Below are 12,936 nucleotides of genomic sequence, written 5' to 3'. Positions count from 1 at the left end.
TTTAAACACCTAAACTTTTAACCTTTTTTAAATGAATTTACATTATTTAGTACAAGAACCAAAAGTTAAACACGATAAAAATCCATTATTACTACTTTTACACGGTTATGGCAGTAACGAAGAAGATTTATTTTCATTCGCTCCCGAATTACCAGACGATAGTTATGTAATATCAGTTCGTGCACCTTATGACTTACAACCTTACGGACACGCTTGGTATGCCATTCATTTTGATGCAGACGAAAACAAGTTTTCGGATAACGTACAAGCCAAACAATCGGTTGAAATCATAGCGAGTTTTATTGACGAAATCGTTAAACAATATCCAATCGACGCTAAAAATGTAACGTTAATTGGTTTTAGTCAAGGTGCAATTTTAAGTTATGCTACTGCCCTAACCTATCCTGAAAAAATATCAAAAGTAGTCGCGTTAAGTGGTTATTTTAATCAAGAAATCCTACCAGAAGTTATAGATACCAAAGCCATTTCACATTTGAAATTCTTTGTTTCTCATGGTTCGGTTGATCAAGTAATTCCTGTAGACTGGGCAAGAAAAGCTAAACCAGCTTTAGAAAACTTAGGTTTAGAAGTGGAATACCAAGAATACCCAATTGGACATGGGGTTTCTCCAAAAAACTTCTTCGATTTAAAAAATTGGTTACAACGATAAAATAAAAAAGCTCTGAACTAACAATTCAGAGCTTTTCGTTTAACAAACTAAACTAAACATTTTAATCATTATGACTTTGGAGTAACCACCGTATCTACTACGTGAATCACACCATTTTTTTGGTTTACATCAGCAATTGTTACTTTGGCACTGTTTCCGTTTTCATCAGTAACATATAGGTCTTTACCTTTCATCCAAGCTGTTAACATACCACCGCTAACTGTTTTTAATGTCGCTTTTCCGTTTCCTTTTTTAATAGCAGCATCAATATCTTTTGCATTCATTTTTCCAGCTACTACATGGTAGGTTAAAATAGTTTGCAATAATTTTAAATTCTCTGGTTTCAATAAGGTTTCAACAGTTCCAGCAGGTAATTTCGCAAACGCAGCATTTGTTGGGGCAAAAACGGTGAATGGTCCATCAGACATTAATACATCTACTAATCCTGCAGCTTTTACAGCAGTAACTAATGTAGTGTGGTCTTTAGAATTAACCGCATTTTCTACTATATTTTTACTAGGATACATAGGAGCTCCTCCTACTTCAACTGTTTTTTCTTTCATCTGAGCAAAAGACGATGTTCCAACTAATAATCCGAAAGCTACAATAGCAGTAGCAAAAATTTTGTTCGTTTTCATATTATAATTTTTAAGTTTTATAATTGCATTTACGCTGAAAATAAAATCTTGGTTTTAAAAAACTAAAAAAAAATAATCTTAAGCAAAGTATAAGTTCAACTTTAACCAATTATTCTTTACTTTTGTTATTCAAAAAAAATTAAAAGCTATGGCATCAATTACATTAGGAGGAAATCCAATTCACACAAATGGCGAATTGCCAGCAGTAGGTTCAAAAGCTACTGACTTTAATATGGTAAAAACCGATTTAGGCACAGCTACTTTGGCTGATTTTGCTGGATCAAAAGTAGTTTTAAACATTTTTCCAAGTATTGATACGGGAACTTGTGCGGCTTCTGTTAGAAAATTCAATGAAAAAGCAAGCGCTTTAGCAAATACTAAAGTATTATGTATTTCGAGAGATTTGCCTTTTGCTCAAAAACGTTTTTGTGGTGCAGAAGGATTAGAAAACGTAATCAATTTATCTGATTTTAAAGAAGGAAGTTTTGGAAAAAACTACGGTTTAGAAATAACTGATGGACCTTTAGCAGGTTTACATTCACGTGTGGTAATCGTTTTAGATGAAAACGGAACTATTCTTCACACAGAACAAGTAAAAGAAATTGCTGACGAGCCAAATTACGACGCTGCTTTAGCGGTACTATAATATGAAATTCGAAAAAGACGAAACCCTTTTTACAGGCCGATTAAAAAGTATGAAATTTGCTTTAAAGGGAGCAATAAAATTAATTACAACAGAACATAGTGTCATGGTACAGTCTTCATTGGCTGTACTTATGACATTTGCTGGATTTTACTTTGGAATCAACCGTTACGAATGGATGATGCAAATTCTGGTTTTTGGTTTAGTATTAGGAATTGAAGGTTTAAACACAGCAGTTGAAAAAATTGCCGATTTTATTCATCCAGATTATCACGAACGCATCGGTTTTATTAAAGATATCGCCGCTGGAGCTGTATTTTTTGCAGCCTTAACTGCCATAACAATCGGATGTATTATTTATTTTCCGTATTTGTTTTAATTTAGCTACTTTTGTAAAAATTGTTCCGTTTACATGGCCAAAAAAACTAGCAAAGACACTGTTAATTCTCCTACAGAAACCAAAGAAAAATTCTCTTGGCGCTTAAGTCGTCAACAAAAGTTTATTTTAGGTATTTCGCTTATATTCTTTTCATTAGCCTTATTGCTGTCTTTTATTTCCTATTTCATTACAGGAAATAACGACCAGGATTTAGTGACAGAATTAACCAATAGAGGCGCTAAAGCCGATAACTGGTTAGGGAAATTTGGAGCTTACTTAGCCGACTTCTTCCTTTATAAAGGATTTGGAGTTGCCTCATTTATCTTTGTTAGAATCTTGTTTTTAGTGGGAGCTTACCTAGTTTTAGATATGGCTTTAGCTAAACTTAAAAGAAGTTTTTTCTGGGATTTTTATCTTATCATTTTTATTTCAATAATCTTAGGTTTTTTCTGGGAATACATTCCGCAATTAGGAGGAACAGTTGGTTATGAAATGAACCTATTCATTCAAGATTACATTGGAAAAACTGGAACTTTATTAGTGCTTTTATTTGGGATTGTACTTTTCTTGGTATTCAAAATTAAAATGTCGCCTGAAAGTTTTACTAAAGTTTTTGAAAAACCACAAACAGCTTTTAATGAAGATATTGCTGCAGACAACAACGTGATTCCTGTAGCAGAAAACACAACAGATGAAGAGAATGAAGACGAAATCAATACCGATTTACCAATCACAACTCCTTCAAATGCTAAAGACGATTTTATCTTAACCGAAGACGAAGAAGAAATGGGTAATTTCGAATTGAAAACTTATCCTTCCTCTTTCGAGATTAATAAAGAAGCTTTAAAACCAACAATTGCTTCGGCATCTGAATTAAATTTAGATCCAAAACCAAAAGTTGAAACTCCAGAAGTAACCAATTTTTCTATCGAAGACAGAAGTATTCCTAAAGAAAATTTTGTTACTGAAGACGCTTTTGTAATTGAAAAAATTGAGGAAGAAGTTTTAGTAGAAGAAAATCTTGCCGCTAAATTGGTTCAGGATTTTGGTTTATTTGATCCAACATTAGAATTATCACATTATCAATTTCCTCCAATTGATTTATTAAAAGAATATTCATCGGGCGGAATTACCATCAATCAAGCCGAATTAGAAGAAAATAAAAATAAAATTGTAGATACATTAAAGAATTACAGCATTGGTATTTCGCAAATTAAAGCTACTGTTGGTCCAACGGTTACTTTATACGAAATTGTACCAGAAGCTGGTATTCGTATCTCCAAAATCAAAAACTTAGAAGACGATATTGCATTGTCGTTAGCGGCTTTAGGAATCCGTATTATTGCGCCTATTCCTGGAAAAGGAACTATTGGTATCGAAGTGCCAAACAACAATCCCACTATGGTTTCTATGAAGAGTGTTATCTCTTCACCAAAATTCCAAACCGCAGAAATGGAATTACCTATTGCTTTAGGAAAAACCATTTCTAATGAAACATTTGTAGTAGACTTAGCCAAAATGCCTCACTTATTGATGGCAGGTGCTACTGGACAAGGTAAATCAGTAGGATTAAATGCCGTATTGACTTCCCTACTCTACAAAAAACATCCAGCCGAAGTGAAATTCGTTTTAGTCGATCCGAAAAAGGTTGAGTTAACTCTTTTCAATAAAATTGAACGTCATTATTTAGCCAAACTACCTGATGGTGGCGATGCTATTATCACCGATAACACCAAGGTAATTAACACCTTAAACTCACTATGTATTGAAATGGACAACCGTTATTCTTTATTAAAAGATGCGATGGTTAGAAATATCAAAGAATATAACGAAAAATTCAGAAACCGTAAGTTAAATCCTGAAAACGGACACCGCTTTTTACCATACATTGTATTAGTAGTAGACGAGTTTGCTGATTTAATAATGACCGCTGGTAAAGAAGTAGAAACGCCTATTGCTCGTTTGGCACAGTTAGCACGTGCTATTGGTATTCACTTAATTATTGCTACACAACGTCCATCAGTAAACGTAATTACTGGGATGATTAAAGCCAACTTCCCAGCGCGTATTGCATTTAGAGTAACTTCTAAAATTGATTCGAGAACTATTTTAGATTCAGGTGGAGCCGATCAGTTAATTGGTCGAGGTGATTTGTTATATACACAAGGTAACGAAATCGTCAGAGTACAATGTGCTTTTGTAGATACACCAGAGGTAGATAAGATTTGTGATTTCATTGGTTCGCAAAAAGCATATCCAGAAGCCTACCTACTTCCAGAGTATGTGGGTGAGGAAAGTGGCATAAAACTTGATATAGACATATCCGAAAGAGATTCTTTATTTAGAGATGCTGCCGAAGTAATTGTCACCGCACAACAAGGAAGCGCTTCTTTAATCCAAAGAAAATTAAAATTAGGCTACAACAGAGCAGGAAGATTGATTGATCAATTAGAAGCTGCTGGTATTGTAGGTCCTTTTGAAGGAAGTAAAGCCCGTTCAGTTTTAATTCCTGATTTAGTTGCTCTGGAACATTTTTTAAATAATGAACAAAATTAATATCAAAATGAAACGTTTTTTACAAGTTGCAATCGCATTACTAATTGGTTTTTCACTTCAGGCTCAAGATGCTAAAAAAGCAAAAGAGTTATTAGATGAAGTGTCTGCCAAAGTAAAATCGTACAATAATATAGTGATTGACTTTAAATATTCTTTAAACAATCCAAAGGAAAATATCAACCAAGAGAGTAAAGGAAATGTGGCGCTTCAAGGAAATTTATACAACTTAAATTTCATGGGCGTAACTAAGATTTTCGATGGAAAAAAAGTATACACGGTTGTTCCTGAAGATGAAGAAATTACGGTAGCTAACTTTGATCCTAAAGACGAAAATGCTATTACTCCAAACAAGATGTTGACGTTTTTTAATACAGGTTACAAATACGCTTGGGATATTCCTCAAAATCTAAAAGGAAGAAAAATTCAATACATAAAATTAACCCCAAATAGTAGCAAAGATCAACGCAAAGAAATCTTAGTTGGTATTGATGTTCAAACAAAACACATCTACACCGTGATTGAAGTGGGTAAAAATGGTACAAAAACCACTTTAACTGTTAATTCTTTTAAAACAAATCAGCCATTATCGAAAAATCATTTTACCTTTACAAAATCAAAATATCCTAATTATTACATCAATAAATTAGACTAATTTCGTTCGGGTGAAAATATTAGATAAATACATTATTAAATCTTTCATGATTACATTTACTTCGGTATTTGTAATCTTGTTTTTTATATTCGTTTTACAAGGAATTTGGCTTTTTATTGCCGAATTAGCGGGTAAAGATTTGGACTTTTTTACCATTCTTAAATTTCTATCCTTCTACGCTCCAACTATTGTTCCGTTAGTTTTACCACTTTCGGTTTTATTAGCTTCCATCATGACCTTTGGTAGTTTTGCCGAAAATTATGAATTTGCTGCTATGAAATCTTCCGGAATTTCGTTGCAACGCGCTATGAAAATGCTAACGATTACAATTGGAATCTTAGCTATCGTATCCTTCTTTTTTGCCAATAACGTTATTCCAGATGCGCAGTATAAATTCATCAATCTTAGAAAAACTATTGTACAGCAAAAACCAGCTATGGCTATTGCCGAAGGACAGTTTAACACCATTGGAACATCCAATATTAAAGTAGATAAAAAATCGGGGGATAATGGCGAGTTTTTAGAGGGTGTTACTATGCACGTTAAAAATAACAACATGGGTTTGGGTGCAAATACTATCATCAAAGCAAAAAGAGGTGTTTTAACCAGCGAAGACGATTCTAATTATTTACAATTGGAATTATACGATGGATACTATTATGAAGATATTCATCCAAAGAACTTTGAAGAACGCAAACGCCTACCATTTGCAAAAAGTAGTTTTGAAAAATATGTAATCAATATCGATTTAACCAAATTAAATCAAGCAGAAATTGATGATGGTAACATTACTTCTGAAAAAATGCTTACCGTTCCTGAACTAAAAATCACTCTAGATACGTTACAAAAAAGCTATAATAAAGATGTTATTTCTTATGCTGATGATGTAGTAATGAGAAGTGATAATATTTTTAGAAAAAATAATCCAACAACAATTATTACAACTTCTCCTAAAGAACGTATTGTAAAAGCAGAGCCTAAAAAAGATATTTTATCAATTTTTACGGCTCCAGAGCGCAATCAAATACTGGAAACGGCAAAAAGCAATGTTACTAGCACCGAATTTATTATTCAATCAAGCAAATTGGATTTAGAAAATAAATCGAAAAACATTAACAATCACTGGTTGGCCATTCATGAAAAATTTGTGATTGCTTATTCTTGTTTATTAATGTTTTTTATTGGAGCGCCACTGGGAGCTATTATCCGAAAAGGAGGATTAGGTTTACCAATTGTTTTTGCAGTTTTAATTTTCATAACCTTCCATTTCATTAATACATTCGGAAGAAAAGTAGCACAACAAGATGAAATTACTCCCTTTTTAGGAGCTTGGATGGCTTCTATATTGATGACACCTTTTGCTATTTTACTTACCTATCGTGCTACAAACGATATTGGAATTATGATTAATTTTGATTGGATAACCGATCCATTTAAAAAACTTTTTAATAAAATAACACAAAATAACGACGACAACAACTAATACCATGTCAAAGAACATACAACTAAATACGATTGAAGAAGCTATTGAAGATATCCGTCAAGGAAAAGTAATTATAGTAGTAGATGATGAAGACAGAGAAAATGAAGGTGACTTCTTAGCCGCTGCCGAAAAAGTAACACCTGAAATGATTAACTTTATGGCAACACACGGAAGAGGTCTAATTTGTGCTCCTTTGACAGAATCGCGTTGTAAAGAATTAGACCTTCATGCCATGGTACGTAACAATACCGACCACATGGAAACGGCTTTTACCGTTTCGGTTGACTTAAAAGGGAAAGGAGTATCAACAGGAATTTCTGCTTCGGATAGAGCTTTAACCATTCAAGCCTTGATTGATTCAGAAACCAAACCTTTCGACCTAGCGCGTCCTGGACATATTTTTCCTTTAATTGCAAAACAAGGTGGTGTTTTAAGAAGAACAGGACACACAGAAGCAGCAATTGATTTCGCAAGATTAGCAGGATTTAAACCAGCGGGTGTCATCGTAGAAATCATGAACGAAGACGGAACAATGGCGCGTTTACCACAGTTGGTAAAAGTGGCTAAAAAATTCGACTTAAAATTGGTTTCTATTGAAGCTTTAGTGGCTTACAGAATGCAACACGATAGTTTAATTCAAAAGAAAGAAGATTTTGATATAGAAACGCGTTTTGGAACATTTAGAATGCGTGCCTATTTACAAACCACAAACAAACAAGTACACATTGCCTTAACAAAAGGAACTTGGAATGCAGGAGAATCGGTTTTAACACGTATCAACACAACCCAAGTCAACAATGATATTTTGGGCACGCTTACCGTTAACAACGATAAGAAACTAGATGATATTTTCCGCAAAATTAACGAAGCTGAAAAAGGGGCTATTGTATTTATCAATCAAGAAGTAAAATCATTAGAATTATTAGATCGTATTGCCGAATTAAAAGTATTACAAAGCCAAGGAGAAATGCGTGCCCCACAAATTAAAATGGACACCAAAGATTTCGGAATTGGAGCGCAAATCCTTCACGACATAGACATTACCAAAATTGAACTACTATCCAACAGCACTGCTCCTACGAAACGTGTAGGAATGATTGGCTATGGATTAGAAATTACCGATTATGTAAATTATTAATTTCTTATAAACAAAAATCCCCTTAGATAAACTAAGGGGATTTTTTTTATTTAATTCTTAACTAGATTTTGAATTTTAATATAAATTCATGAGTTCCGTTAGCTCTGCCTTTTAAGTCACTTTCTAAAGCACTTTCATATGCATATCCTAAAGTTAATCGTTTACTAGCTACAATAGAAAATAATCCTGAAATTACATTACTAGTTCTGTAAGCAATCCCTATGGTAGCGGTTTTATCATATTCAAAAGAAGCTGTAATATCAGCATTCAAAGGAGCTCCATTAACATAACGTAACATAAACGATGGAATAAAATCAAATTTTTCATTTATGATATAGTTATAACCTGAACTCAAATAAATATGTGGTTTATCCGTTGCTGTAGAAGCAAAACCATTACTCTCATCCGCTCTTTCAGTGTTCAAAATTCGAGGGCTAGATAATGATACATAATAAGAATCATGCTTTAAATAAAATCCTAAACCAACATTTGGATTAAAATTATTTATTGACTCTAAAGCTGGATCAGTCATAACGTTATAGGTTTGTAAACCCGATGTGTTTACATCATAGAAATTTCCTCCTACCTTTAATCCCATATACAATTTATGAGTTGCGTTTAGATCTAATTTATACGAAAAATCAATCCCAAGAAAAGTCTGTTTTTCAATAAAGGTTTTGTCATGCACCATTGAAACACCAAAACCTATTGATTTTCCAAGTGGCGTTCCAAAAGATACTGCTTGTGTTTCAGGAGCTTCCTCAATTCCTGCCCATTGTTTTCTATATGAGCTATTTATAAGGGTTTCATCTTCTGCCCCCGCATAAGCAGGATTTACTAAGTTCATATGATTCCTGTAAAAACTAAACAAACTTTCTTGCTGTGCATTAGCAGTAATTGTTACTACTAAAAATACTATTGTACTAATTATTTTTTTCATATAAGCTTTCATTAACGTGTGATATAAACCCATCCATCATGATCTACAGAACCATTACCATCTAAGTCAATTTGGTAATAATAAGAACCTGCTTCAGGTAAATCTTTACCTTTATTGGTTCCATCCCAATCACTTAAATAATTTCGTTTGCTAAATACTTCGTCGCCCCAACGATTAAATACTCGTACAAAAGAATTTGGATGATTTTCAATATTGATAATTAACCAGGTATCATTAATACCATCTCCATTTGGCGTAATAGCCTGAGAAACATTTATTTCTATTAAGTCACAAACATTACCCATACCATCATTATCAATATCTTCTTGACCAGGATTATACGTAAATTGGCAATTATCAACAATATCTAAAACACCATCGTTATCATCGTCATCATCACAAATATCACCTAAACCATCTGAGTCATTATCTTCTTGACCTGAATTTTGAACTAATTGACAGTTATCATTAATATCCAAAACACCATCATTATCATCGTCATCATCACAATTATCTTTAACACCATCTGAATCGGTATCAGCAAATGCATTTGTAATAGTAACTGTAACATTTGAAGTAGCACTATTTCCATGAATATCTGTAACGGTAACTACAATTACATTAGCACCTTCATTGCTACAATCAAATGTATCTTGAGAAACTGTTACAGTAGCAATTGCACAATTATCTGTAGAACCATTATCAACCATAGATGAAGTTATAGTGGTTACTCCTGTATTGTCTAACGCAATTGTAATGTTTTGCACATTAACTATTGGAGGAGTTATATCTTGCACCACAACATTCTGTGCAGCAGTAGCAGTATTTCCTAAACCATCTACAACTGTCCATGTTACAATTGTTGTTCCAACTGGGAATGAAGATGGAGCATTTGAAGAAAATGAAGCCACCACACAGTTATCACTTACTACTGGAACTCCAAGAACTACACCTGTAGCACTACAACCAGTATTCGCAGTAACATTTACATCTGCCGGAGCAACAATTGTTGGATTAGTAACATCTAATACTGTTCCTATTGTAAAAATTTGATTTAACGTACAACCATTTGCATCAATTACAGTAACGGTATAAGTTCCCGCAATCAAACCAGATGCTGTTGCAGCTGTACCTCCTGTTGGTGACCAACTATAAGTATAAGGTGCTGTACCTCCTGATATTACTACCGTAGCTTGACCGTCTGAAGCTCCAACACAAGAAACATCAGTTTGACTTGTAGAAGCAACAGCTAAAATTGTAGGTTCTGCTACTATAGGTGTTCTAGTTATTTGACAACCATTAGAATCTGTTACAGTAACGGTATAAGTACCAGCTGATAAACCTGTAGCCATGAAATTTGTTCCACCACTAGGCAACCAACTATAGGTATAAGGACCTGTACCACCTGTTACGGAAACAGTAGCAGTACCATTTGATCCTCCATTACAAGAAACATCTGTTTTAAATGTAGTTCCATCCAAAACTGTAGGTTGAGTAATTGTATAAGATTGAGTAGCTGTACATCCGTTAGCATCTGTTACAGTAACCGTATAAGTTCCTGCTGTTAAACCCGTAGCCGTTGCAGCAGTACCTCCGCTTGGTGCCCAACTATAAGTATAAGCTCCTGCTCCGCCTGTAACTGCAACAGTTGCACTACCATTTGATCCTCCATTACAAGAAACATTCGTCTGAGCTGAAGCACTTGCAACTAATACTGGTGGTTGAGTAATTGTAAATGTTTGAGTAGCTGTACAACCGTTTGCATCGCTAACAGTAACGGTATAAGTTCCTGCCATTAACCCAGAAGCTGTTGCAGCTGTACCTCCACTTGGTGCCCAACTATAAGTATAAGATCCTGTTCCTCCTGTAACTGCAACTGTTGCACTACCATTTGAACCTCCATTACACGAAACATTAGTTTGTGCTGATGCACTTGCTACTAATGCAGTTGGTTGAGTAATTGTAAAAGATTGAGTAGCTGTACATCCGTTAGCATCTGTTACAGTAACCGTATAAGTTCCTGCTGATAAGCCTATAGCTGATGCAGCAGTACCTCCACTTGGTGCCCAACTATAAGTATAAGCTCCTGTTCCTCCTGTTGCAGTAACAGTAGCACTTCCATTTGAACCTCCATTACACGAAACATTCGTCTGAGCTGAAGCACTTGCTATTAATGCTGTTGGTTGAGTAATTGTAAAAGATTGAGTAGCTGTACATCCGTTAGCATCTGTTACAGTAACCGTATAAGTTCCTGCTGATAAACCAGAAGCTATAGCACCTGTCCCACCACTTGGAGACCAAGAATAAGTATATGCAGGTGTTCCTCCTGTAACTGCTACCGTTGCACTTCCATTTGAACCTCCATTACACGAAACATTTGTCTGAGCTGAAGCACTTGCAACTAAAGAAGTTGGCTGAGTAATGGTAAACGATTGATTTGCAACACATCCGTTAGCATCGGTAACAGTAACCGTGTAAGTTCCTGCTGATAAGCCTGTAACTGATGTAGTACCATCTCCTGTTGGTGTTCCTGGTGTCCAATCATAAGTATATCCTCCTGCTCCACCTATAGCAGCATTTACTGTAGCGGCTCCATTTGATCCGCCATTACATGCAATATTTGTTTGAGATGCTGGAGTTAGAACCAATAAAGGTGGTTGAGTAATTGTAAATGTTTGAGTTGCTGTACATCCGTTAGCATCTGTTACAGTAACCGTATAAGTTCCTGCTGATAAGCCAGTAGCTGTAGCACTTGTTCCGCCACTTGGAGACCAACTATAAGTATAACCAGGCGTACCGCCAGTTACGGCTACTGTAGCACTTCCATTAGAACCTCCATTACACGAAACATTCGTCTGAGCTGAAGCACTTGCTACTAAGCTAGTTGGTTGAGTTAGTGTAAAACTGCGAGTAGCTGTACAACTATTAGCATCGGTTACAGTTACTGTATAAGTTCCTGCTGATAAACCAGTAGCTGTAGCTCCTGTTCCGCCACTAGGGGACCATGAATAAGTATAACCTGGCGTTCCTCCAGATGGACTAACTGAAGCAGATCCATTTGAACCACCATTACATGAAATATTAGTTTGTGAACCTGTAGCTGTACTAATAGCTGGTGGTTGAGTTAGTGTAAAACTGCGAGTAGCCGTACAACTATTTGCATCGGTTACAGTTACTGTATAAGTTCCTGCTGATAAACCAGTAGCTGTAGCTCCTGTTCCACCACTAGGGGACCATGAATAAGTATAACCTGGCGTTCCTCCAGAAGGACTAACTGAAGCCGTTCCATTAGAACCACCATTACATGAAATATTAGTTTGTGAACCTGTAGCTGTACTAATAGCTGGTGGTTGAGTTAGTGTAAAGCTGCGAGTAGCTGTACAACCATTAGCATCGGTTACAGTTACTGTATAAGTTCCTGCTGATAAACCAGTAGCTGTAGCTCCCGTTCCGCCACTAGGAGACCATGAATAAGTATAACCTGGCGTTCCTCCAGATGGACTAACTGAAGCCGTTCCATTAGAACCACCATTACATGAAATATTAGTTTGTGAACCAGTAGCCGTACTAATAGCTGTCGGCTGTGTTACTGTAATTCCATTAATAGTTCCTGTACATCCGTTTGCATCTGTAATTAGAACAGAATAACTTCCCGCCGCTAAACCTGTTCTGTCTTCAGTTGTAGGTCCAGAAGGAAGCCAATTGAAAGTATAAGGACCTGTTCCTCCTGTTGGAGTAAGATTAATTGCACCATTAGTTCCACCATTACATGCAACATTCGTTACAACTGTTGTGCCTGAAACCACAGCGGCTGGCTGTGTAACAGTTACATTTTGT

10 protein-coding genes are annotated in these 12,936 nt (G+C 35.4%); 7 read left to right on the top strand and 3 right to left on the bottom strand.

Going from position 1 to position 12,936, the window contains the following annotated elements:
• Window positions 1–31: 31 nt before the first annotated feature.
• Window positions 32–670, top strand: a complete 639-nt coding sequence (locus B2741_RS02695) for an alpha/beta hydrolase (RefSeq protein WP_291135205.1) — start codon at window positions 32–34, stop codon at window positions 668–670.
• A gap of 68 nt (window positions 671–738) precedes the next feature.
• Here the strand turns inward: B2741_RS02695 and B2741_RS02690 are convergent, their stop codons facing one another.
• Complete coding sequence (locus B2741_RS02690; RefSeq protein ID WP_291135203.1) at window positions 739–1,308, bottom strand: fasciclin domain-containing protein; 570 nt, start codon at window positions 1,306–1,308, stop codon at window positions 739–741.
• 148 nt (window positions 1,309–1,456) lie between these two features.
• Here B2741_RS02690 and tpx point away from each other — a divergent pair, with 148 nt between their 5' ends.
• The 6 genes from tpx to ribB are packed head-to-tail and all read left to right on the top strand — an operon-like array spanning window position 1,457 to window position 8,159.
• Window positions 1,457–1,954 (top strand): thiol peroxidase, encoded by a 498-nt coding sequence (tpx, locus tag B2741_RS02685; protein WP_133607370.1) that lies wholly within the window; start codon window positions 1,457–1,459, stop codon window positions 1,952–1,954.
• A gap of 1 nt (window position 1,955) precedes the next feature.
• On the top strand, window positions 1,956–2,330 hold the full coding sequence (locus tag B2741_RS02680; RefSeq protein ID WP_133607372.1) for a diacylglycerol kinase: 375 nt from the start codon (window positions 1,956–1,958) through the stop codon (window positions 2,328–2,330).
• Window positions 2,331–2,363: 33 nt separating this feature from the next.
• Entirely contained in the window at window positions 2,364–4,886 is a 2,523-nt protein-coding gene (locus B2741_RS02675; RefSeq protein ID WP_291135201.1) for a DNA translocase FtsK, read from the top strand.
• A gap of 7 nt (window positions 4,887–4,893) precedes the next feature.
• Window positions 4,894–5,538: a LolA family protein gene (locus B2741_RS02670; RefSeq protein WP_242004818.1), complete on the top strand. Its 645-nt coding sequence runs from the start codon at window positions 4,894–4,896 to the stop codon at window positions 5,536–5,538.
• A gap of 46 nt (window positions 5,539–5,584) precedes the next feature.
• A complete protein-coding gene (locus B2741_RS02665; RefSeq protein WP_414655295.1) occupies window positions 5,585–7,021 on the top strand; it encodes an LptF/LptG family permease in 1,437 nt (478 codons plus the stop codon).
• A 4-nt stretch (window positions 7,022–7,025) separates the two neighbouring features.
• The gene (gene ribB / locus B2741_RS02660; protein ID WP_291135195.1) at window positions 7,026–8,159 is read left to right on the top strand and encodes a 3,4-dihydroxy-2-butanone-4-phosphate synthase; all 1,134 of its coding nucleotides are present in this window, start codon (window positions 7,026–7,028) and stop codon (window positions 8,157–8,159) included.
• 61 nt (window positions 8,160–8,220) lie between these two features.
• On the opposite strand, the gene B2741_RS02655 is transcribed toward ribB, so the two are convergent.
• Together B2741_RS02655 and B2741_RS02650 are read right to left on the bottom strand one after the other, a co-directional pair.
• Window positions 8,221–9,099 (bottom strand): PorP/SprF family type IX secretion system membrane protein, encoded by an 879-nt coding sequence (locus tag B2741_RS02655; RefSeq protein ID WP_291135193.1) that lies wholly within the window; start codon window positions 9,097–9,099, stop codon window positions 8,221–8,223.
• An 11-nt stretch (window positions 9,100–9,110) separates the two neighbouring features.
• Window positions 9,111–12,936 (bottom strand): gliding motility-associated C-terminal domain-containing protein (locus B2741_RS02650; protein WP_291135191.1); only part of this gene is annotated, 3,826 nt, incomplete at its 5' end.

Source organism: Flavobacterium sp. UBA7663, from assembly GCF_002483315.1.
Classification (GTDB): Bacteria; Bacteroidota; Bacteroidia; order Flavobacteriales; family Flavobacteriaceae; genus Flavobacterium.
This window is presented reverse-complemented; position numbering and strand designations above follow the sequence as displayed.

Bases quoted from the DNA above. Each gene is read 5' to 3' on its own strand.
- B2741_RS02695 (WP_291135205.1), top strand. From the start codon at position 32: ATGAATTTACATTATTTAGTACAAGAACCAAAAGTTAAACACGATAAA.
- B2741_RS02690 (WP_291135203.1), bottom strand. From the start codon at position 1,308: ATGAAAACGAACAAAATTTTTGCTACTGCTATTGTAGCTTTCGGATTA.
- tpx (WP_133607370.1), top strand. From the start codon at position 1,457: ATGGCATCAATTACATTAGGAGGAAATCCAATTCACACAAATGGCGAA.
- B2741_RS02680 (WP_133607372.1), top strand. From the start codon at position 1,956: ATGAAATTCGAAAAAGACGAAACCCTTTTTACAGGCCGATTAAAAAGT.
- B2741_RS02675 (WP_291135201.1), top strand. From the start codon at position 2,364: ATGGCCAAAAAAACTAGCAAAGACACTGTTAATTCTCCTACAGAAACC.
- B2741_RS02670 (WP_242004818.1), top strand. From the start codon at position 4,894: ATGAAACGTTTTTTACAAGTTGCAATCGCATTACTAATTGGTTTTTCA.
- B2741_RS02665 (WP_414655295.1), top strand. From the start codon at position 5,585: ATGATTACATTTACTTCGGTATTTGTAATCTTGTTTTTTATATTCGTT.
- ribB (WP_291135195.1), top strand. From the start codon at position 7,026: ATGTCAAAGAACATACAACTAAATACGATTGAAGAAGCTATTGAAGAT.
- B2741_RS02655 (WP_291135193.1), bottom strand. From the start codon at position 9,099: ATGAAAAAAATAATTAGTACAATAGTATTTTTAGTAGTAACAATTACT.